Origin of the sequence: Achromobacter sp. ACM04, assembly GCF_014851465.1 — a bacterium.
GTDB lineage: Bacteria > Pseudomonadota > Gammaproteobacteria > Burkholderiales > Burkholderiaceae_B > Achromobacter > Achromobacter aegrifaciens.
The window spans coordinates 1,200,676-1,222,491 of the sequence record NZ_JACUZS010000001.1; the positions used below are offsets into that span (position 1 = coordinate 1,200,676).

At 64.8% G+C, this 21,816-nt stretch carries 20 protein-coding genes; 5 read left to right on the plus strand and 15 right to left on the minus strand.

What is annotated here, in order from left to right; genetic code table 11:
- Window positions 1–82: 82 nt before the first annotated feature.
- The 7 genes from IB259_RS05575 to proC form a co-directional block, all read right to left on the minus strand.
- Entirely contained in the window at window positions 83–784 is a 702-nt protein-coding gene (locus tag IB259_RS05575; RefSeq protein WP_054454165.1) for an ABC transporter ATP-binding protein, read from the minus strand.
- Window positions 784–1,551, minus strand: a complete 768-nt coding sequence (gene livG / locus IB259_RS05580; RefSeq protein ID WP_119451572.1) for a high-affinity branched-chain amino acid ABC transporter ATP-binding protein LivG — start codon at window positions 1,549–1,551, stop codon at window positions 784–786. The genes IB259_RS05575 and livG overlap by 1 nt, the downstream gene beginning before the upstream one ends.
- Window positions 1,548–2,783 carry a high-affinity branched-chain amino acid ABC transporter permease LivM gene (locus IB259_RS05585; RefSeq protein ID WP_054454162.1) on the minus strand — a complete coding sequence of 412 codons (1,236 nt, stop codon included), beginning with the start codon at window positions 2,781–2,783 and terminating at the stop codon, window positions 1,548–1,550. The genes livG and IB259_RS05585 overlap by 4 nt, the downstream gene beginning before the upstream one ends.
- On the minus strand, window positions 2,783–3,709 hold the full coding sequence (livH, locus tag IB259_RS05590) for a high-affinity branched-chain amino acid ABC transporter permease LivH (RefSeq protein ID WP_054454161.1): 927 nt from the start codon (window positions 3,707–3,709) through the stop codon (window positions 2,783–2,785). Before livH ends, IB259_RS05585 begins: the two co-directional genes overlap by 1 nt.
- A gap of 189 nt (window positions 3,710–3,898) precedes the next feature.
- Window positions 3,899–5,014 carry a high-affinity branched-chain amino acid ABC transporter substrate-binding protein gene (locus IB259_RS05595; protein ID WP_054454159.1) on the minus strand — a complete coding sequence of 372 codons (1,116 nt, stop codon included), beginning with the start codon at window positions 5,012–5,014 and terminating at the stop codon, window positions 3,899–3,901.
- Window positions 5,015–5,445: 431 nt separating this feature from the next.
- The gene (locus IB259_RS05600) at window positions 5,446–6,015 is read right to left on the minus strand and encodes a VUT family protein (RefSeq protein WP_370127624.1); all 570 of its coding nucleotides are present in this window, start codon (window positions 6,013–6,015) and stop codon (window positions 5,446–5,448) included.
- On the minus strand, window positions 6,012–6,845 hold the full coding sequence (gene proC, locus IB259_RS05605; protein WP_054454155.1) for a pyrroline-5-carboxylate reductase: 834 nt from the start codon (window positions 6,843–6,845) through the stop codon (window positions 6,012–6,014). The genes IB259_RS05600 and proC overlap by 4 nt, the downstream gene beginning before the upstream one ends.
- A 193-nt stretch (window positions 6,846–7,038) precedes the next feature.
- Here proC and ugpB point away from each other — a divergent pair, with 193 nt between their 5' ends.
- From ugpB to IB259_RS05625, 4 genes are all read left to right on the plus strand, one after another.
- Window positions 7,039–8,352, plus strand: a complete 1,314-nt coding sequence (gene ugpB, locus IB259_RS05610; protein WP_054454152.1) for a sn-glycerol-3-phosphate ABC transporter substrate-binding protein UgpB — start codon at window positions 7,039–7,041, stop codon at window positions 8,350–8,352.
- Between the two features lie 198 nt (window positions 8,353–8,550).
- A complete protein-coding gene (gene ugpA / locus IB259_RS05615) occupies window positions 8,551–9,432 on the plus strand; it encodes a sn-glycerol-3-phosphate ABC transporter permease UgpA (RefSeq protein ID WP_054454150.1) in 882 nt (293 codons plus the stop codon).
- A 21-nt stretch (window positions 9,433–9,453) separates the two neighbouring features.
- Window positions 9,454–10,305, plus strand: a complete 852-nt coding sequence (ugpE, locus tag IB259_RS05620; protein ID WP_013393954.1) for a sn-glycerol-3-phosphate ABC transporter permease UgpE — start codon at window positions 9,454–9,456, stop codon at window positions 10,303–10,305.
- A 50-nt stretch (window positions 10,306–10,355) separates the two neighbouring features.
- Window positions 10,356–11,444: a sn-glycerol-3-phosphate import ATP-binding protein UgpC gene (locus IB259_RS05625; RefSeq protein ID WP_054454148.1), complete on the plus strand. Its 1,089-nt coding sequence runs from the start codon at window positions 10,356–10,358 to the stop codon at window positions 11,442–11,444.
- 82 nt (window positions 11,445–11,526) lie between these two features.
- Here IB259_RS05625 and IB259_RS05630 read toward each other — a convergent pair whose 3' ends face one another.
- The 5 genes from IB259_RS05630 to IB259_RS05650 form a co-directional block, all read right to left on the minus strand.
- Window positions 11,527–12,414, minus strand: coding sequence for a MipA/OmpV family protein (locus tag IB259_RS05630; protein WP_192327972.1), 888 nt, complete (start codon window positions 12,412–12,414; stop codon window positions 11,527–11,529).
- 60 nt (window positions 12,415–12,474) lie between these two features.
- A complete protein-coding gene (locus IB259_RS05635; protein WP_175180998.1) occupies window positions 12,475–13,569 on the minus strand; it encodes a serine hydrolase in 1,095 nt (364 codons plus the stop codon).
- Window positions 13,570–13,718: 149 nt separating this feature from the next.
- Window positions 13,719–15,011 (minus strand): ATP-binding protein, encoded by a 1,293-nt coding sequence (locus IB259_RS05640; RefSeq protein ID WP_175213442.1) that lies wholly within the window; start codon window positions 15,009–15,011, stop codon window positions 13,719–13,721.
- Window positions 15,004–15,705 carry a response regulator gene (locus tag IB259_RS05645; RefSeq protein ID WP_082400978.1) on the minus strand — a complete coding sequence of 234 codons (702 nt, stop codon included), beginning with the start codon at window positions 15,703–15,705 and terminating at the stop codon, window positions 15,004–15,006. Before IB259_RS05645 ends, IB259_RS05640 begins: the two co-directional genes overlap by 8 nt.
- 207 nt (window positions 15,706–15,912) lie before the next feature.
- A complete protein-coding gene (locus tag IB259_RS05650; protein ID WP_054454141.1) occupies window positions 15,913–17,040 on the minus strand; it encodes a branched-chain amino acid ABC transporter substrate-binding protein in 1,128 nt (375 codons plus the stop codon).
- A gap of 315 nt (window positions 17,041–17,355) precedes the next feature.
- On the opposite strand from IB259_RS05650, the gene IB259_RS05655 reads away from it, so the two are divergent.
- Window positions 17,356–17,961 (plus strand): alpha/beta hydrolase, encoded by a 606-nt coding sequence (locus IB259_RS05655; RefSeq protein ID WP_054454834.1) that lies wholly within the window; start codon window positions 17,356–17,358, stop codon window positions 17,959–17,961.
- A 65-nt stretch (window positions 17,962–18,026) separates the two neighbouring features.
- Here the strand turns inward: IB259_RS05655 and IB259_RS05660 are convergent, their stop codons facing one another.
- The 3 genes from IB259_RS05660 to recG form a co-directional block, all read right to left on the minus strand.
- Complete coding sequence (locus IB259_RS05660) at window positions 18,027–18,527, minus strand: Dps family protein (protein WP_054454138.1); 501 nt, start codon at window positions 18,525–18,527, stop codon at window positions 18,027–18,029.
- 151 nt (window positions 18,528–18,678) lie between these two features.
- Window positions 18,679–19,629, minus strand: a complete 951-nt coding sequence (locus IB259_RS05665) for a LysR substrate-binding domain-containing protein (RefSeq protein WP_054454135.1) — start codon at window positions 19,627–19,629, stop codon at window positions 18,679–18,681.
- Window positions 19,630–19,709: 80 nt separating this feature from the next.
- Entirely contained in the window at window positions 19,710–21,800 is a 2,091-nt protein-coding gene (gene recG / locus IB259_RS05670) for an ATP-dependent DNA helicase RecG (protein WP_175160458.1), read from the minus strand.
- Between the last annotated feature and the right edge of the window lie 16 nt (window positions 21,801–21,816).

Below are 21,816 nucleotides of genomic sequence, written 5' to 3' on the forward strand. Positions count from 1 at the left end.
CGGCCCCTTCCCCGCGCCAAACAGGCGAAAAAAAAAGCGCATTTTCCAATGCGCCCCAATTTCCCTTCGCGGGGAACAGCAATCAACCGCCCAGATACGCCTTGCGCACCTGGTCGTTGACCAGCAGGTTGGCGCCGGTGTCCTGCAACACCACGCGCCCGTTTTCCAGCACATAGCCGCGGTCGGCCACGCCCAGCGCCTTGTTGGCGTTCTGTTCGACCAGGAACACCGTCACGCCCTGTTCGCGGATCTCGCGGATGATGTCGAAAATTTGGGCGATCACCAGCGGGGCCAGGCCCAGCGTCGGTTCGTCCAGCAGCAACAGGCGCGGACGCGTCATCAGCGCGCGGCCGATGGCCAGCATCTGCTGCTCGCCGCCCGACATCAGGCCAGCGCGTTGGCTGGCGCGTTCTTTCAAGCGCGGAAACAGCCCGTACACGTGGTCGATGCCCGCCTGGATCTCATCGCGCTTGGCGAAGAAGCCGCCCATCATCAGGTTCTCGGCAACGGTCAGGTCCTTGAAGACCCGCCGCCCTTCCGGCGAAATGGCGATGCCATTGCGCATGATGTGGTGCGTGTCCTTGTGGGTGATGTCCTCGCCCTCGAACGTGATCGTGCCTTCGCGTGCCCGCGGGTTGCCGCAGACGGTCATCAGCAGCGTCGTCTTGCCCGCGCCGTTGGCGCCGATCAGCGTGACGATCTCGCCCTTGTTGACCTCCACCGACACCCCGTTCAACGCCTGGATGGCGCCGTAGTAGGTATGAATGTTATCCAGCTTAAGCATTACTCTTCCCCCAGGTACGCCTTGATGACGCGCTCGTCGTTGCGCACCTGCTCGGGGGTGCCGGTAGTGATGGGCTTGCCGTGCTCCATGACCAGGATGCGGTCGGAAATGCCCATGATCAGGCTCATGTCGTGCTCGATCAGCAGCACCGCGACGCCGAATTCGCGCCGCAACTGGTCGATCAGCGACTGCAGATCGCGCTTTTCCTGAGGGTTCAGGCCCGCCGCCGGTTCGTCCAGCATCAGCAGACGCGGCTTGGTGATCATGCAGCGCGCGATCTCCAGGCGGCGCTGGTGGCCGTAGGCCAGGTTGCCCGCCTCACGGTTGGCGAACTCGCGCAAGCCCATGAAATCCAGCCATTGCGCGGCGCGCGTCAGCGCGTCGGTCTCGGACTGGCGATAGGACTTGAGCTTGAGCAGGCCCGGCAAAAGCCGCGACTCCACCTGGGTGTGCTGCGCCACCAGCAGGTTCTCCAGCACGGTCAGCTGCTTGAACAGGCGCACGTTCTGGAACGTGCGCACCAGCCCATGGCGCGCCACCTTGTGGCTGGGCAGACCGGTGATGGCCTTGCCGTCCATGGTGATGTCGCCCGCCGTCGGCGCATAGAAACCGCCCACGCAGTTGAACACCGTGGTCTTGCCTGCCCCGTTGGGGCCGATGATGGCGAACACCTCGTCGGATTTGACTTCGAACGCCACGCTGTCCACGGCCAACAGGCCGCCGAACCGCATGGTGAGCCCGGATACTTTCAGCAATGCCTCGCTCATTTAGCCAACTCCACATGGGGACGCTTCATGGGCAACAACCCCTGCGGACGCCACATCATCATCAATACCATCACCAGGCCGAACATCAGCATCCGGTATTCGGCGAATTCGCGCGCCACTTCCGGCAGCACCGTCAGCAGCACGGCCGCCAGGATCACGCCCACCTGCGAGCCCATGCCGCCCAGCACCACGATGGCCAGGATCAGCGCCGATTCGATGAAGGTGAAGGACTCCGGATTCACCATGCCCTGGCGCGCCGCGAAGAACGCGCCGCCAAAGCCGGCGAACATGGCGCCCAGCGTGAACGCCGACAGCTTGATCCGCGTGGGATTCAGCCCCAGCGAACGGCAGGCGATCTCGTCCTCGCGCAGCGCTTCCCATGCGCGTCCAACCGGCATGCGGATCAGTCGGGTGGAGACGAACAGCGTCACCAGCGCCAGCAGCAGCGCCATGAGGTACAGGTACACCACCATGTCCTGGTTCTGGAAATTCCAGCCCATGAATTCATGGAAAGTGGTGCCGCCTTCGGTGCTGGCGCGACGCGTCATTTCCAGGCCGAACACCGTCGGCTTGGGAATGCCCGAGATGCCGTCCGGACCGCCGGTCAGCGTGTTCAGGTTGATCAGCAAGAGGCGGATCATTTCACCAAAGCCCAGCGTCACGATGGCGAGGTAGTCGCCGCGCAACCGCAATACCGGAAAGCCCAGGATGAAACCGAACAGCGCGGCCATGGCGCCCGAGAACGGCAGCGCTTCCCAGAAGCTCCAGCCGCCCCAGTGGTACAGCAAGGCGTAGGTATAGGCGCCGACGGCGTAAAAGCCCACGAAGCCCAGGTCCAGCAGGCCGGCAAAACCCACCACGATGTTCAGGCCCAGGCCCAGCATCACGTAGATCAGCACCAGCGTGGCGATGTCCACCGAGCTGCGCCCGGCGAAGAACGGCCAGATGACCGCGATGGCCAACAGCAGAATGGCGAGCGGCTTGTGGCTCTTGGCCGGCGCGGCCGGCAAGGTCGGCAGGCCCGTCTTCAGCTTCTGGAACGGCTTGGCGATCCAGGGGCGCAGCAACTGGAACACGAACACGATCGCGGCGGCAATCGCCACCAGCGACCAGTTCGATTCCATCGTGGTGCGGGCGCCCTGCCGGATCAGCTGCAGGCCGAAGACGGGGGTGACGATGACAGCCGTCAGCACGGCCGCCATCGTGGCGTTTTTCAGATTGTTGTTCGACATCAGACTTTTTCCACCTCAGGTTTGCCCAACAGCCCGGTGGGACGGAACAGCAGGATCAGGATCAGCAGCGAGAACGCCACGATGTCCTTGTACTGTGAGGAGATGTAGGCAGCCGCGAAGGTCTCGGCCAGCCCGAGCAGCACACCGCCCAGCATGGCGCCGGGGATGCTGCCGATGCCGCCCAGCACCGCGGCGGTAAAGGCCTTGATGCCGGCAAGAAAGCCGATGAAGGGGTTGAGCTTGCCGATGGTGATGGCAATCAGCACGCCGCCCACCGCTGCCAGGATCGCGCCCATCACGAAGGTGAACGAGATCACGCGGTTGGTGTCGATGCCCAGCAGGTTCGCCATGTGCATGTCCTGCGAGCAGGCGCGCGAGGCGCGGCCCATGCGGGAATACTTGATGAACAGCGTCAGCCCGATCATCAGCACCACAGTGACCACGATGATCATGATGCGCGAATACGGCACGGTGACGTCGAAGTCGGAGCCCATGTGGAACTGCACGGCGCCAGACACCAGCGATGGCACGGCCATGTCGCGCGCGCCCTGGCCCAGGGCCACCCAGTTCTGCAGGAAGATCGACATGCCGATGGCCGAGATCAGCGCCACCAGACGGGGGCTGCCGCGCACGGGCCGGTAGGCGACGCGCTCGACGCTGAAACCGTAGATGCCCGTGACCACGATGGCCACGACCAGCATGGCCGCGATGATGAACGGTATCGGCAAGCCGCTATTGGTGCCGATGGCCGTCAGGGTGACCAGGCCGACATAGGCGCCGATCATGTAGATTTCGCCGTGAGCGAAGTTGATCATACCGATGATGCCGTAGACCATTGTGTAGCCGATGGCAATCAACGCATAGATCGCGCCCAGAGACAATCCGTTGAAGAATTGCTGGGTAAGTTGGGGTATGAGGTCAGACATTATTTCTCTTGCTCCAAATGGTTCCGGCCCCGGTGGAGAGACCCGGAGCCGGAAACCTGGGCGTATTTTATAAGGGCCTGGCATCTGCGCCCGCCGGCCGCACAGCGCTTTTGGCGCTTCGCTACGCGGATTACGGCAGAACGAGGACGACAGGCCCTACACGCCGGCGACGCCGGCGGGATCGCGAGTTTACAGCTGGGTCTTCTTGCCGTCCTTATCCCATTTGTAGACGGCGAACTCGAAGTTCTTCAGGTCGCCCTTGGCGTCGTACTCGACCGGGCCGATGCCGGTGGAGAACTTGGTCTTGTGCATGTAGTCAGCCACCTTGGCGGGGTCTTCGCCCACCGCGTTGATGCTGTCGGCCAGGATCTGCACGGCGGCGTACGCCGGCATCTGGAAGGCGCCGTCCGGATCGCGCTTGGCGTCCTTGAAGGCCTTCACGATGCTCTCGTTGCCGGGCAGCTTGGTGAAGTCGGCCGGCAGCGTGACCAGCAGGCCGTCGATGGCCGGGCCGGCGATCGCCACCAGATCCTGGTTGGCGGTGCCTTCCGGACCCATGAACTGGACCTTCAGGCCCTGTTCACGCGACTGGCGCAGCAACAGACCCAGTTCGGGGTGGTAGCCGCCGAAATAGACCAGATCCACGCCAGCCGACTTGAGCTTGGTGATGATGGCCGAGTAGTCGCTGTCGCCGACGTTGATGCCTTCGAACATGGCGACGTTCACGCCTTCCTTGCCCAGCGAATCGCGGACCTGGGTGGCCACGCCCGAACCGTAGGTCTGCTTGTCATGCAGCACGGCGACCTTCTTGGGCTTCAGGGTCTTGGCGATGTAGTTGGCGGCGTACGGGCCTTGCTGGTCGTCGCGGCCGATGGTGCGGAAGAAGAAATGCGGCTTGATCGTGTCGGTGACTAGCGGCGAGGTCGCGCCCGGGGTGATGCCGACGATGCCCTCTTCCTCGTAGACCTTCACGGCGGCCACGGTCACGCCCGAGCACGCATGGGCCACGGCGAACTTGGCGCCGGAATTGACCACGCGGTTGGCGGCCGGCACGGCCTGCTTGGGTTCGCAGCCGTCATCGATGAGGATGGGTTCGAGCTTCTTGCCCTTGACGCCGCCCTTGGCGTTGATGGTCTCGATCGCGGTCAATGCGCCGGCCTGGATCTGGTCGCCGTATTGCGTATTGGGGCCGGTCATGGGCTGGGGAATGCCGATCTTGATCGTGTCGGCGGCGTGCGCGGCGCCAGCCAAGGCAAGTGCCCCAAGCGCCATGGCTACCGGGGTAAGGCGATTCAGAAACTTCATGCGGAGTTCTCCAGCGAGGTTTTGAGCGGCTCTGTCCGACGCGGTTTATCGGTTGGGTAATCCGTTAATCCTCGTCGCCCGTCGCCGGCTTCTTGGGCAAAAACACGGTGTGGCCGGTATTCTGAAAGCAAGCCGTCATACTGTCACTGCGTGTAATCCCCAATATTTAGGCGCGCGCCTTTAATCGTGACGGATAGCCGGGGCAAACCTCTGAAATCGTTGGAGAATCCGCAAGAAAATCGTATTTATCATCTGGCGCGCCACGCGAAATTGTGCATCGAGATATATATCGCGGGCGATTAATACGCCGTTTAAAGACGCATTTAAATACAGTGCTTACGCAGGACTTACGAATAATAATTAACGTGCGTAGTTATTCACTGAATTCAAGCGCGGGGCGGCCCGAAAACCGCAGGCGCCCCGCCGCCTGGTCAGGCATTGGCCGGCTTGGCCAGATTCCACATCAGCGCGCGGAACGGCGCCAGCATGCTGATATTGACCGCGAGCTTGATCGCCAGGTCGCCCATCATCCATGTCATCCAGGGCGCGCCGGTGGCCGCGAATGCAACGCTGAAGAACACGGCCGTATCCAGGATGGCGCCGAGCACGCCCGACACCAGGGGCGCGCGCCACCAGCGCTGGTCGCGCAATCGGTCGAACACCTGGATGTCCACCAGTTGCGCGCAGATATAGGCCAGACCCGAAGCCAGCGCGATGCGCGGCGAGGCCACCCATACCGACACCACCAGGGCGGCGGCAAAGCCGAACCAGACCACCCGGCGCGCGGCCGCCGGGCCGAACCGGCGGTTCAGCACGTCCGTGACCAGGAAGGCGACCGGATAGGACAACCCGCCCCAGGTCAGCCAGTCGTTCAGCGGCACCTGCACCAGGATGTTCGAGCCGACCACCACCACCAGCATGCACAACACGGCAATGGCGAACTGCGGCCGGCTCATGAGCGCAAAGCGCCGGGAGCCTGTGCCCCCGTCCGTGGCCGTCATTTGCCGAACTCCTCCGCCAGCTCGCGCGAGCGTCGGGCGGCGGCCGCCATGGCGTCTTCGACGATGGCGGCAAACCCGGCCGCGCCGAACGCATTGAGCGCCGCCGCCGTGGTGCCGCCCTTGGAGGTGACACGTTCACGCAGGGTGGCCAGCGGTTCAGAGGACTCGGCGGCAAGGCGCGTCGCCCCGGCCAGCGTGCCCAATGCCAGTTGCTTGGCCTGTTCTGCCGTCAGGCCGACCTTCTGGCCGCCCGCCACCAGCGCTTCCAGGAACAGGAATACATAAGCCGGGCCGCTGCCCGACAAGGCCGTCACGCCATCAAGCGCGGCGTCATCGGCGACCCACACCACTTCACCCACGCTGGACAGCAATCGCGCCGCCAGGTCGCGGTCGGCAGCGTCCACCCCGTCCAGCGCCGCCAGGCCGGTAATGCCGGCGCCCACCAGGGCCGGCGTATTCGGCATGCAGCGCACCAGGCGCTTGAACGGCGCCTCGGGCGTACCGAGCCAGGCCGCCAGCGTATCGGCGCGGATACCGGCCGCCACGCTTACCACCAAAGTGTCTTCGCGCAACCATTGACGCGTGGAAGCCACAACGTCCTTCATGTTCTGTGGCTTGACAGCGAACACCCAGACGCGGCACCGCGCCAGGGCCTCGCCCGGAGCCGTCGCGGTGGTCATGCCGCGGGCCTGCCAGGCAGCATGCGAATCCTGGTTTATGTCAATGACATGTATGTTGCCGGCGGCGCATACTTTGCCGGCCAGGCCCGAGGCCAGGGCAGCGGCCATATTGCCGCCGCCGATGAACGCAATCGAAAGTTCGTTTTTCATAGGAGCCGATTGTAAACGGGAGTTCTCGTTGGGAAAAAAAAGAAAAATGTTCGTTCGCGCCTAAAACGCGCAATTTGACAGGCGTTTGGAGTGATGTGAAAGTCACGGTTTTGTCACAAACAATTCATAAGGTGTCGTGTTTTCTGCGCCCGGACAACCCGGTCGCGTCACGCCCAACTGGAGGAACCTCTCTATGCGATCCCACCGTATTGCCTTAACCTTTGCCGCCATCATGACGGCTTTTGCAGGCGCCTCCGCGCATGCCGCCACCGAGATCCAATTCTGGCACTCGATGGAAGGCGCGCTGGGCGATCGCGTGAACGGCCTGGTCGACGAATTCAACAAAAAGAACCCCGACTACCAAGTCAAGGCAGTCTACAAGGGCAACTACGGTGAATCCATGAACGCCGGCATCGCCGCGTTCCGCGCCGGTAACGCCCCGGACATCCTCCAGGTGTTCGAAGTCGGCACCGCCACCATGATGTACGCCAAGGGCGCCATCAAGCCGGTGCAGCAGATGTCGGAAGAAGTCGGCAACCCGATCGATCCGAAGGAATTCATCGGCGCCGTGGCCGGCTACTACTCGTCGGCCGACGGCAAGCTGGTGTCGATGCCCTTCAACAGCTCGACCGTGGTGTTCTACTACAACAAGGACGCCTTCAAGAAGGCCGGCCTGGACGCCGACAAGCCGCCCAAGACCTGGGAAGAGCTGGCCGCCGCCGGCCAGAAGCTGAAGGCCGCAGGTCAGGAATGCGGCTACACCACCTCCTGGCCGTCGTGGGTCCAGCTGGAAACGTTCTCGGCCTGGCATAACGTGCCGTACGCCACCAAGGACAACGGTTTCGGCGGCCTGGACGCCCGCATCGCCATCAACACCCCGCTGCACGTGCGCCACCTGGAAAACCTGGCCAAGCTGGGCAAGGAAGGCATCTTCATGTACGGCGGCCGCGGCGACGAGCCGAACTCGCTGTTCATCAGCGGCAAGTGCGCCATGATCACCGGTTCGTCCGGCCTGCGCGCCAACATCGCCAAGAACGCCAAGTTCGAATTCGGCACCTCGACCCTGCCCTACTACGCCGACGTGCAAGGCGCGCCGCAGAACACCATCATCGGCGGCGCTTCGCTGTGGGTCTTCGCCAACAAGAAGCCGGAAACCTACAAGGGCGTGACCGCGTTCTTCAAGTTCCTGGCCAGCCCGGAAATCGCCGCCCGCTGGCACCAGCAGACCGGCTACGTGCCCGTCACCAAGGCTGCCTACGAGCTGACCAAGAAGGACGGCTTCTACGACAAGAACCCGGGCACCGAAGTCGGCGTCAAGCAGCTGAACGTCGAAACCACCGCGCAATCGCGCGGCCTGCGCCTGGGCTTCCTGCCGCAGATCCGTGAAATCGAGGACGCCGAAATCGAACGCGTCGTTTCGGGCAAGGTCAGCGCCAAGGACGGCGCCGACAACATCGTCAAGCGCGGCAACGAGCTGCTGGAAAAGTTCGAGAAGAGTGTAAAGTAACGCCCTTCCGCGATACCGGCCCGGTCCTGTCAATCGGTATTTTCCATGCCGTGACAAGGACTTGGGCTGTTTTGCGCCAGGCAGTACAAGGCTTAAGGCCCTGCGGTTTTTAGGGCTTTAAGCCTCTCGTATTTTACGAAGGCGGTTTCAGGCGGCGGTTACTCCAACCGCCGCTTTTCTGTACCTTGGGTTCCCCCTATGGAAAAACGCGTTGTATTCGGGCACAAGACCTTGCCCTATCTGCTGCTCCTGCCGCAGATCATCATTACCGTGGTCTTCTTCTTCCTGCCGGCCGGCCAGGCCATGTGGCAATCGCTGAGGCTGGAAGATGCATTCGGACTGTCCTCCGAGTTCGTCGGACTGGACAACTTCATGGACCTGTTTTCGCAACAGGCCTACCTGGATTCCTTCCGCGTCACCGCCGTATTCTCGATCCTCGTGGCAGTGGTCGGTTTGGGCGTGTCCTTGCTGCTGGCCGTCATGGCAGATCGCGTCATCCGCGGCGCCGGCCTCTACAAGACGCTGCTGATCTGGCCCTACGCCGTGGCGCCCGCCGTGGTCGGCGTGCTGTGGCTGTTCCTGTTTTCGCCTTCCGTCGGCATCCTGGCCGTGGCCCTGCGCCATGCCGGCGTCGACTGGAACCCGCGCCTGGACGGCAACCAGGCCATGACCCTAGTGCTGATCGCCGCCGTGTGGAAGCAGGTGTCGTACAACTTCCTGTTCTTCCTGGCCGGCCTGCAATCGATTCCGCGCTCGCTCATCGAAGCCGCCGCGATCGACGGCGCAAGCCCGTCGCGCCGCTTCTGGAGCATCGTGTTCCCGTTGCTCTCGCCCACCACGTTCTTCCTGCTGGTGGTCAACATCATCTACGCCTTCTTCGACACCTTTGCCGTGGTGGACACGACCACGCAGGGCGGTCCGGGCACGTCGACCTCCATCCTGGTCTACAAGGTGTACAGCGACGGCTTCCGCGGCCTGGACCTCGGTTCGTCCGCGGCGCAGTCGGTGGTGCTGATGTTCATTGTGATTGCCTTGACGGTCGTGCAGTTCCGCTACGTCGACCGCAAAGTGCAGTATTGATTTTGTCCGAGGCTATAAACAATGGTTGAACGCCGTCCCTGGCTGGATATTCTGGCCCACGTCATTCTGCTCTGCGGCGTGGCGATGGTGGCATTTCCGCTCTACGTCACTTTCGTCGCGTCCACCCAGACCGCGCAGGAAGTGGCGTCCGCGCCGATGTCCCTCATCCCCGGCAAGCATTTCGTCGACAACTACATGCAGGCGCTGTTCGGCGGCTCTTCCGGCGGTTCGTCGGGCGCGCCCGTGGGCCGCATGATGTACGTCAGCCTGATCATGGCGCTGGCGATTTCCATCGGCAAGATCGCCATCTCGCTGCTGTCGGCTTTCGCGGTGGTGTATTTCCGCTTCCCCGGCCGCATGTTCTTCTTCTGGATGATCTTCGTCACCCTGATGTTGCCGGTCGAAGTCCGTATCGCGCCCACCTACAAGGTGGTGGCCGACCTCGGCCTGCTCAACAGCTACGCCGGGTTGACCTTGCCGCTGATCGCCTCGGCAACCGCCACCTTCCTTTTCCGCCAGTTCTTCCTGACGGTGCCGGACGAGCTGATCGAGGCCGCGCGCATCGACGGCGCGGGTCCGGTGCGCTTCTTCCGCGACGTGCTGCTGCCCTTGTCCAAGACCAGCATCGCCGCGCTGTTCGTGATCCAGTTCATCTACGGCTGGAACCAATACCTGTGGCCGCTGCTCGTGACCACGCAGGAAGACATGTACCCCGTCGTCATCGGCATCAAGCGGATGATCAGCGGCGGCGACAGCGTGACCGAATGGAACATCACCATGGCCACCGCCATGCTTGCGATGATCCCGCCGGCGCTGGTCGTCATCCTGATGCAGAAATGGTTCGTCAAGGGTCTGGTCGACACTGAAAAGTGACGGTCACCCGCCCTCGCCCACCCGAACACGACTCCGAACACGAATAACTCATGGCTACTCTCAGCTTTCGCAACGTCAAGAAAACCTATGCCGGCAATGTGCCGGTCATCCATGGCATCGACATGGACGTCAAGGACGGTGAATTCATCGTCATCGTCGGCCCCTCGGGCTGCGGCAAATCCACGCTGATGCGTATGGTCGCCGGCCTGGAAACCGTCACCGGCGGCGAAATCGTCATCGACGACAAGGTCGTAAACAACCTGGAACCCGCCGAGCGCGACATCGCGATGGTGTTCCAGAACTACGCGCTCTACCCGCACATGACCGTGTTCGAGAACATGGCCTACGGCTTGAAGATCCGCAAGTTCTCCAAGGACGAGATCAAGAAGCGCGTGGACGCGGCCGCGCAGATCCTGGAACTCGGTCACCTGCTGGACCGCCGCCCGCGCGCCCTGTCCGGCGGCCAGCGCCAGCGCGTGGCCATGGGCCGCGCCATCGTGCGCGAACCCAAGGTGTTCCTGTTCGACGAACCGCTGTCGAACCTGGACGCCAAGCTGCGCGTGGCGATGCGCCTGGAAATCATGAAGCTGCATCGCCGCCTGGGCACCACCAGCCTGTACGTGACCCACGACCAGGTCGAGGCCATGACGCTGGCCCACCGCATGATCGTCATGTACCAGGGCGTGCCCGAGCAGATCGGCACGCCGATGGAAGTGTTCGAAAAGCCCGCCTCGACCTTCGTCGCCGGCTTCATCGGTTCGCCGCCGATGAACCTGATGGAAGTCAACGTCGCGGGCGACGGCACGGTGCAGACGCTGGACGGCATCGCGCTGGACATCTCGCCGCTGCAGGTGCCCTCGCAAGTGCGCGGCCGCAAGATCATCATGGGCATGCGTCCCGAGCACATGCTGCTGAACACCCAGGGCGTGCCGGCCGAAGTCGAAATGGTCGAAACGCTGGGTTCCGAACAGCTGGTCCACAGCCGCTGCGGCAAGAACATGCTGGTCGTGCGTTGCACCACGCGCCAGCTGTCCGAGTCGTCGGCCAAGGTCGGCGACCGCGTCAGCCTGGGCCCGGACGGCCGCCATCCGCTGCACTGGTTCGAGGCCGACAGCGGCCGCCGCGTGCAAGGCCTGTAAAGCCATCGCTGGACGGAAGCGGCGGCTGCGCCCGCCCGCTTCCGTCTCACCCGCTCCCGGCCGGGAACGGGCTTCCCCCCGATCAATACGTGTACGTCATCATGGTGCCGATGGTGTACTGCGCGCGATCCCGCACGATGGGACTGTCCGCCGCGTCGCCGTACAGGCGCCGCGCTTCCGCCGACGTGGTCCACGACCAGGACTTGGAGAGCGGCACGGCCCAGGTCGCGCCCAGACCCACGCTTTCCAGACCGCCCTTGGGCGTGTACTTGCGATAGCCGGACTTTGCCGACTGGTTGCCGCTGACGCCATACCAGGTGCGCATGTAATTGCCGTCGCCGAAAGTGCCGGACAGCGCCAGCGAAATCGCCCCGGCGCTACCCTCGTACACGGTGGTGCTGGCTCCCAGGTTGAACATGGTGTAAGCGCTGCCTACGTCGCGGTTGTCGCCCTTCTTGAATGCATGCGCCACCGTTGCCGACAGGGTCACTGGGCCTATCGTCGTTTCAGCGTCCATGCCGATCTGCGCGCGGCTTTCGATGTCGCCCATGCCGCGCAGCTTGTCCGATCCCTGGAACCCCTTCTTGTGGTCCTTGCGCGAAGCGCTGGGCGCAAGATAAAAGCGGAACGTGCTGTCCAGGGCCTGGGTTTCCCAGCCCAGGCCGTGGTCGGTGCTGAGGAAGAAGCCACCGGGGCTGCGCACGCCCAGGCCGATGATCGGCACGGCGGAATACTCGTCGCTGCCGCTGTAGCGCGGCGCGTAGCCCGCGCCCAGCGTGCCGTAGAACAGCCATTCGTCGGCCGGCCCCTCCCCCGTCGCCACCGTCAACCCGCGCGAGCTGGCCCCGCGCTGGCCGTAGACGGAACTGTTCGCAGCGTCATCGGCCAGGGACAGTCCCGGGACTAAAGCCAGCAGGCAAGCAGCGCCGGCGCCGAGCGTAAACAGGGTGGAACGGATTTTTCGCTTCATAACAGCTTCCAAGAAACGAGGTTGAGGGGGGTAAAACCGTGGAGCCGGGAACGGCCCCATCTATTGGGTGATTGCGCCCTGCTTGGCCTGGCGCATCAGCGCCATCGCCATCGTCGACACCGAGGCCACCAAGGACTCGCTGGTGTCGGAATTGCTCATGACCAGCACCGCCAGCTTGTCGCGCGGCGCCAGCACCAGACGCGAATGGAAGGCTTCAGTGGCGCCGCTATGCAGGCGCAATGGCGTGCCGGCGATATCGTCGCCACAGGGCGCAGCCAGCCAGGACAAGGCCAGGCGGCATTCCAGCGCCAACCCGCCTTCCACCGTTTCCATGTCGAGCACGGCGCGGGCCGAGTCGGCATTCAGCACGCGTCGGCCTTGGTAAAGACCGTCGGCAAAAAGCATGCTGGAGAAGCGCGCCATCTCCGAAGTGCTGAGCCAAAGGCCGTCGGCCGCTTCGTTGGGCTGAGGCGCTTCGGTCCAGGGCGCGCCGCGACGGTAGCCCGAGGCGCGCAGTTCGAGCATGCGCGGATCGGGATGGAACCCGGCGCGCGGCATGTTCAGCGGCTGCAGGATGGTGCGGCGCACGTAGGTGTCGAACGGTTCGCTCGCCACATGCGCAACCATGTCCCCCAACAGGGCGTAGGCCATGTCAGCGCGCGCGCGTCCCATGGTGTCTTCCAACGATCCTGGGTGCACGGCCAGCAGATTGCGGGCGGTGAAGGGATGCGTGCCCAGCCATTGCATGGCGCCGCGGCGCGGCTGGATGTCCCAATCGGGCAGCGCCTGCGAGGCCGGCTGGTCCAGCGCCAGACGCCCGTCGTCGGCGGCGCGCAGCACGCCCGCGGCCGTGACGATCTTGGTGATGGTCCCTACGCGGTACAGCGTGTCGCTGGTGGCGCTGCGGTGGCGCAGCGGGTCCGCGTAACCGAAGCCCGTGCTCCACACCAGGCGCTGGTCGTCGACGATTGCGATCGACAGGCCCGGCACGTCGGAAGCGTCCATGTCATAGGGGATGCGCTGGGCCAGGTAGCCCACCACCGCCTTGTAGTCGCCCTGGGCGATCGGCGGCGGCGCGTCGGGAGGAACGCCCTGGCAACCGCCCGCGGCGACCAGCAACATACCTACGGCAACCAGGCGGCTGAGGGAAAACATGGCTAGCGGCAAGACCTCTGAAGAGAACTGCCGTCATGCTATCCAGGCGCCTGCCCGCGATCTTTCCCGCTTTGTATGGAGTTTGTGAAGATTGCGGCGGCGGATTGTGAAGTTTGTTTACGTTGTGCCGCGCCGCACCCCGCCAGGCTTCAGGCGGTCTTCCAGGCAACCACGAAACGCGCGCCGCCCAAGGGGCTGTCGCTTGCCTGCACGGTCCCGTTGTGCCAGCGAGCCACCCGGCTCACGATGGCCAGGCCCAACCCCACCCCACCCGTCCCGCGGTCGCGGCTTTCGTCCAGGCGGATGAAAGGTTCGAAGATCCGTTCGCGGTCGGCAGGCGGGATGCCGGGGCCGTCGTCGTCCACGATCAGCACGTACTCGCGCGCGCCCGGGCTGATTAAGCTGACCTGGACCTGCCGGCCGGCATGCCGGATGGCGTTCTGCAGCAGGTTGAGCAAGGCGCGCGTCATGTAGCGCTGGTGCAAGTGCACCTCGGGCACCTGGCACAGTGCCACTTCGCAGCGCACGCCCGACACGCCGGCCTCGAAGCCGGCATGCTGCACCACCGAATCCAGCCAGCCGCGCGCGTCCTGCGGCTGCAGCGCCACGCCGTCGCCCTTGTGTTCCAGGCGCGCGTACATCAGCAATTCCGAGGCCATGGCGTCCAGTTCGGCCACGTCGCTCTTCATTTCCTCGACCAGGCGCTTGCGTGCGGCCGGGTCGTCCTCGCGGTCCATCATGTCCAGTTCGAACGACAGGCGCGCGATCGGCGTGCGCAGCTCGTGCGACACGGCATTGGTCAGGTCGCGCTGGTTGCCCACCAGCGCGCTGATGCGGTCTGACATCTGGTTGAAGGTGTCGCCCAGGTTGCGGATGCTGGAATGGCGCGACAGGCGCGCCCGGGCTTGCAGGTCGCCCTGGCCCATGCGCAGGGCGGCGGTCTTCAGGGCCTCCAGGTCGCGCCAGATGGGCAGCGCCCACACCAGCATGAAGGCGCACAGCAACAGGCCCAGGGCGGAATACACCGCGGCCATCAGCCAGGGGCCGATGTCCGGCTCGGGCGGCAGCTTGACCTCCAGCCATTGCCTGCCCGGACCGGGAATCGCCGCCACAAAGGTCTGCTGCTTGTCGCGCACGAAGAAGCTGCCGGACTCCACCATGGCGCGCTCGTCCTTGGTGGCGCCGTAGCTTTCGGCGTCGACCACCTTGAGCGCCAGGCCGTAGTACGGCGCCAGCGCGTCGCGCACGTGCGCCTCGCGCTCGGATGGCGGCACGCGGCTCAGTTCCTGCACCAGGCTGTGGATCTGGCCCCGCACCGCTTCGCGCGCGTAGGCGTCGCTGACGGGTTCGAAGAAGTAGTTGGCGGATCGGTCCACGACTTCGTTGGAAATGACGAAGCCCACCGCCAGCACCACGAACAGCCGCAGGACAAACTTAAGCATCACCGCCCTCGTGCGCCTTGGGCGAGAACAGATAGCCCTTGCCCCACACGGTCTTGATGCGCGCCGGATCGCGCGGGTCGTCATCCAGCTTGCGCCGCAGCTTGCTGACGCAGACGTCGACGCTGCGGTCCAGTCCGTTGAATTCGATGCCGCGCACCGCATTGAGCAAGTCGTCGCGGGTCAGCACCTGGCCGGCCTGGCTGGCCAGCGCCCAGAGCATCTCGAACTCCATTGTGGTCAGGTCCACTTCGGAACCGGCATGCACCACGGCGCGCGTACGCCGGTCTATGACCAGCGGACCGAACTCCAGGCGCTCCGGCGGCTCGTCCAGCTGGCTGTGCCGGCGCAGCAGCGCCCGTACCCGCGCCAGCAGCACGCGCGGCTCCACGGGCTTGATGACGTAGTCGTCCGCGCCCGACTCCAGGCCCAGGATCTGGTCCAGGTCGTCCTCGCGGGCCGTCAGCATAAGGATGGGGGCTGATGAAAACGCGCGCAGATCACGGCAAACCTGCAGACCGTCGCGGCCGGGCAGCATCAGGTCCAGGATGGTGATGGCCGGGTCATGCCTGCGGAATGCCTCCACCGCGTGATCGCCGCGGTAGGCCTGGGCAACATGGAAACCGTGCTGCTCCAGGAACTGCGCGATCAGGCGCGATAGCTTTGGATCGTCTTCGACTAACAAGGCTTTGGTCATGGTGTCCAGACAGAAAAAGTGAGGTCGATGGCGCCGCATTCTACGCAAATGCGGCGGGCGCGCGTTCGACCGGAACGCGCCGAGCCGGTTCCCGGGCCGTCGGAAGAACAAAAAAACCGGGCCGGAAGACTGTCGCTTCCGGCCCGGTTTCCTGCGGAACCGCCAGGGGGGCCGCCGGTCTCGCGGGCCGGCGGCCCGCGCCTGGACTTACTTGTAGACGGTCTTGGAACCGTCCTTGTGCCAGGTGAACACGTCGAACTGGAAGTTCGTCAGGTCACCCTGCTTGTTCCAGGACACCTTGCCGATCGGCGTATCGAAGGAATTGGCGTGCAGGTACTTGGCGACCTTGGTCGGGTCGTCGCTGCCAGCGCCCTTGATGCCGTCCGCGATGACCTGGGTGGCCGTGTAGGCGGTCATCTGGAAGGCGCCGCTGGCGTTGCGCTTCTTGGCTTCGAAGGCCTTGACGATGTCGGCGTTGGCGGCGTTCTGGGTGAAGTCGGCCGGCAGCGTCAACAGCATGCCTTCGACGGCGTCGCCGGCGATGGCGTTAATGTCGGGGTTGCCCGTGCCTTCCGGACCCATCCACTTGGCCTTCACGCCCTGTTCGGCCGCCTGGCGCAGCAGCAGGCCCATTTCAGGGTGGTAGCCGCCGTAATAGACAAAGTCCACGCCCTGGCTCTTCAGCTTGGTGATGACGGCCGAGTAGTCGCTGTCGCCGGCGTTGATGCCTTCGAACACGGCGACGGCCACGCCGCCCTTCTCCAGGTCGTTCTTGACCGCGGTGGCGATGCCCTGGCCGTAGGACTGCTTGTCATGCAGCACGGCGACCTTCTTGGGCTTGATCTTGTCCAGGATGAACTTGGCGGCGGCAGGACCTTGCTGGTCGTCGCGGCCGATGGTGCGGAAGATGAACTCGTAGTTCTTGCCGTCGGTCAGGGCCGGCGACGTGGCGGACGGCGTGACCATGACCACGCCTTCGTTGTTGTAGACGTCGGCGGCGGCGATGGTGGCGCCCGAGCAGACGTGGCCCACGACGAAACCGATCTTGCTGTTGACCACGCGGTTGGCGGCGACCGGGCCTTGCTTGGGTTCGCAGCCGTCGTCGATCACGACGGTTTCCAGCTTCTTGCCGTTGATGCCGCCGGCGGCGTTGATGCGCTCGACTGCGGTATCGACCCCTTCACGGACCATATCGCCATACTGCGTGACCGCGCCGGTGGTGGGGCCGACGACGCCGATCTTGATGGTTTGCGCTTGCGCTCCCGAGGCAAACGCCAGACCGGCTGCGACGCCCAGCGCTGCAATGACCGGGGTCAGACGAAATACTGGCTTCATGTGTGGACTCCTCTAATGATTTGTAATCGTTAGTTTTTGCACCGGGTCGGACGCCGGATCATCTCCAGGCCAAGCATGCCTGCTGGACTGCCCTTTGCAGGGGTTTCGGCCCTGGTCACGCCCGGTTGCATTGCGATTGCACGGCAAGCATACACTGAAAAATTGCCCTTCTCAGACCAGTTTTCGACCACTTTGATACCCGTCCGATTATTGCGCTGCGGCATTGTTCGGGGTGCGCCCTTATGCCCGCTGGCGTATATGCAAAAGACGATTTATTCGTTTGCGTTACTAAGGCCGCGCGGCATCATGGCCGCCATGAGACTCCAACCGATCATCGTCCCCGGATGGAAAAACTCCGGACCGCAACACTGGCAATCGCGCTGGATGGCCCTGCTGCCGCATGCGCGCCGCGTCGAGCAACGCGACTGGGAACATCCGGCTCCCGGCGAATGGATCGCGGCGCTGGCGACCGAGGTGAACGAGGCCCGCAGCCCCGTGCTCCTGATCGCGCACAGCCTGGGTTGCCTGATCAGCGCCGCCCTGCCGGTGCCGCTGCGCGCCAAGGTCGCGGGCGCGCTGCTGGTGGCGCCTGCCGACGTGGAACGCGAAAACGCTCCCGCCTGTTTGAGAAGCTTCGGACCTGTGCCACGGCATTCCCTGCCCTTCCAAAGCGTGGTGGTGGCGAGCGACGACGATCCCTATTGCCAGCTGGAACGCGCCCGCGCGTTTGCGCGCGATTGGGGCAGCCGGCTGGTGGTCGTGCCGGGCGCTGGCCACATCAACGCCGAGAGCGGCCTGGACGACTGGCCGCAGGGCCTGAAGCTCCTGGGCGCGCTGCGCCGGCGCGCGGTGTGGCGGGTGACGCCGCCGCCCGAGCGGATCGCGCCCATACCGGCACGGCCGCTGTCGCATCAGGCCTGACTCATTTCCGATGCTGAAAAAAACGGAGCCGCGAGGCTCCGTTTTTCATGTGGCGTCGGCCGCTATCACTGCAGCAGGCTGCGCAGCATCCAGGCATTCTTTTCGTGCACGTCCAGGCGCTGCGTCAGCAGGTCGGCCGTGGGCTGGTCGTTGGCGGCATCGGCCTTCTCGAAAGCGGCGCGCGCCGTCTTGGCGACGGATTCGTTGGCGGTCACCAGCAGGCGCACCATTTCCAGGGCTTCCGGCACCGAGTCCGGCTCGGCGATGGAGGACAGCTTGCTGAATTCGCGGTAGGTGCCCGGCGCGTAGTGGCCCAGCGCGCGGATGCGCTCGGCGATGCTGTCCAGCGCGTTCCACTCTTCCGTGTACTGGGTCATGAACATCAGGTGCAGCGTGTTGAACATCGGCCCCGTGACGTTCCAGTGGAAATTGTGCGTCATCAGGTACAGCGTGTACGAGTCGGCCAGCAGCTTGGACAGTTCGCCGGCGACTGCGGCGCGGTCCTTGTCCGAGATACCGATGTTGATGCGCGGAACGCTGGAGGTCTTCTTGGGGGACTTGGCCATTGCTAGCTCCTAGGGATGAATGTGCGAAACAAGGATAACACTGCAAATACGGCGAAATGCCGCAATATCCGCCGCTTTTATCAATCAGTCCTGCGACCTTTTGACGCGGCGCAAACCGCGCGCGCGAAGCCGCCTGAAAGCGGCCCGGGAATCAATCCTGCACTGCCGCGACCTCGTCGGTCAGCATCTTCACGCCGGGCAGCTCGCAGGCATAGACCGCTTGCGCCAGCGCCTCGATGGCGGCCAGCCGCGGGAAACTGCGGCGCCAGGCCAACACCACGCGGCGCTCCGGCACGTGGCCGTCAAATGGCAGATAGCGCAGCAGGCTGTTGGAAGGCGGCTGCTCCGGCACCGCGGTCACGGGCAGCACGGTCACGCCGATGCCGGCCGCGACCATGTGGCGGATGGTCTCGAGCGAGGAGCCTTCGAAGGTGCGCTGGATGCCGTCGCTGGCCGCCGAAAAGCGCGACAGCTCGGGACAGACTTCGAGCACCTGATCGCGGAAGCAGTGGCCGCTGCCCAGCAGCAGCATGGTCTGCTGCTTCAGGTCCTGCGCGTCGATCGCTTGGCGCCGGGCGAGCTCGTGGTCATTGGGCACGGCCACCACAAAGGGCTCGTCGTACAAGGGTTGCATGACCAGGCCGGCCTCCGGCAGCGGCAAAGCCATGATGGCGCAATCGATCTCGCCCTGGCGCAGCAGCTCGACCAGGCGCACCGTGAAATTCTCCTGCAGCAGCAGCGGCATCTGCGGGGTGCGGCGGATCTGCTCCGGCACCAGCCGCGGCAACAGGTACGGACCTATGGTGTGGATGACCCCGACGCGCAAGGGGCCGGCCAACGGGTCGTGCCCCTGGCGCGCGATCTCCTTGATGCTGGCGCTTTCTTCCAGCACCTTCTGCGCCTGCGCCACGATGCGCTGGCCGATGGGGGTGACGCCGACCTCGGCGCCGCCACGCTCGAACAGCGTCACGCCCAATTCGTCCTCGAGCTTGCGTATCGCTACCGAGAGCGTGGGCTGGCTGACGAAACAGGCCTCGGCCGCCCGGCCGAAATGCCGTTCGCGCGCAACGGCGACGATGTACTTGAGTTCGGTGAGAGTCATGGTGGACTACGCCCCCGGGGGTTATGCCCCAGCCTTGCGGCTGGCGCTTGCTAGATTAAGGTTGGCGACTGGCTGCATGGTCAGGTGCGCAGGAAATCCTCGCGCCCGCGCATCCAGCGCGCCAGGTGCGCCTCGACCGCGGCCGGATGTTCGGCGCGCAGCCAGACCGCGGCATCGCGCGCGTCTTCAGCAATGGCCGCGTCCGTTTCCAGGTCGGCGAAGCGCAGCAGCGCCATGCCGGACTGGCGCGTACCCAGGAACTCTCCCGGACCGCGCTGTTCCAGGTCACGGCGGGCGATTTCAAAACCGTCCGACGTCTCGAACATGGCCCGCAGGCGTTCGCGCGCCACTTGCGACAGCGGCGTCTGATAGAGCAGCACGCAGACCGATTCGGCGGTGCCGCGCCCTACCCGGCCGCGCAGCTGATGCAGTTGCGCCAGCCCGAAACGCTCGGCGTGTTCGATCACCATGAGCGAGGCGTTCGGCACGTCCACGCCCACTTCGATCACAGTGGTGGCGACCAGCAGGTCGACTTCGCCATCGCGGAAGGCCTGCATCACGGCGGCCTTTTCGGCTTGCGGCAGCCGGCCGTGCACCAGCCCGATGCGCAGGTCCGGCAGGTCGACCCGCATGCCTTCGTAGGTGTCCACGGCGGTCTGGAGTTCCAGGGCCTCGCTTTCCTCGACCAGCGGACAGACCCAGTAGGCCTGCTGCCCGCCGCGCGCGGCCTGGGCAATGTGGGCGATGACTTCCTCGCGCCTTGCGTCCGACACCAGCTTGGTCAGCACGGGACTGCGCCCCGGCGGCAGCTCGTCGATGACGGACACGTCCAGATCGGCGAAGAAGGTCATGGCCAGCGTGCGCGGGATCGGCGTCGCGCTCATGTTGAGCTGGTGCGGCACGTTGCGCCCGCGCACGGTTTCGCCCTTGCGCGTCAGCGCCAGGCGCTGTCCGACGCCGAAGCGGTGCTGCTCGTCCACGATGGACAAGCCCAGGCGGTGGAATTCGACGTGATCCTGGATCAGCGCCTGCGTGCCCACGACCAACTGCACGCTGCCGTCAGCGGCGGCGGCCGCCGCTTCACGGCGCGCCTTGGCGGACAGGCTGCCGCTCAGCCAGGCCACATTCACGCCCAATGGCTGCAGCCACGACACCAGTTTGCGGAAGTGTTGCTCGGCCAGAATTTCGGTGGGCGCCATCAGCGCCACCTGCGCGCCGCTGGCGATGGCCTGGGCGGCGGCGATGGCCGCCACGACCGTCTTGCCGCTGCCCACATCGCCCTGCAACAAGCGATGCATGGGATACGGCTTGGCCAGATCGGCGGAGATTTCCTGAACCACGCGCTCCTGCGCGCCAGTCAGTTTGAACGGCAAGGTTTCGTACAGCCTGGCGACCAGGCCGCCGGCCTCGTTGCGCACGGGCAGCGACTCGGCTTCCTTTATCCGGCGCGCGGCCCGCGCGGCCGCCAGCGACAATTGCTGCGCGAGCAGCTCATCGAACTTGATGCGCCGCCAGGCGGGATGCACGCGGTCCAGCAAGGCCTGCTCGGACTCGCCCTGCGCAGGCGTATGCAGCGCGCGGATGGCTGGCTCGAACGGCGGCAGGTCATAGCGCGCCCGCGCCTCGTCGGGCAAGGTGTCGGACAGGTCGGCGCGGTCCAGCGCCTGCGCGATGGCGCGGCGCAAGGTCAGTTGCGGCAGCCCTTCGGTGCTGGGATAGACCGGCGTGAGCGCCGTGGGCAGCGGCGCATCGGCATTGGTCATGCGCGGATGCACCATCTCGCGCCCGAACAGGCCGCCGCGGACCTCGCCGCGCGCACGCAGGCGCTTGCCCACGGTGACTTGCTTCTGCTGGCTGGGGTAGAAGTTCAGCCAGCGCAATTGCAGTTCGCCGCTGTCGTCCGCCAGCGTGGCGGTCAGCTGGCGCCGGGGCCGGTAGAGGACCTCGGATTTGGTGATCTCGCCCTCGACCTGCCCGGCAAAACCGGGCCGCAGGGCGCTGATCGGCATGATGCGGGTTTCGTCCTCGTAGCGCAGCGGCAGGTGCAGCACGAAGTCCTCGGGCAGCACCAGACCCAGGTTACGGAGCTTGCGCTCCGTATCCGTCATTGCACGGCCGGCGCCTTTGTTGTCGGCGCCGGATCGCTTGGAAGCCGCGGCTGCGGCCGGCATGAAGAAACGAACCCCT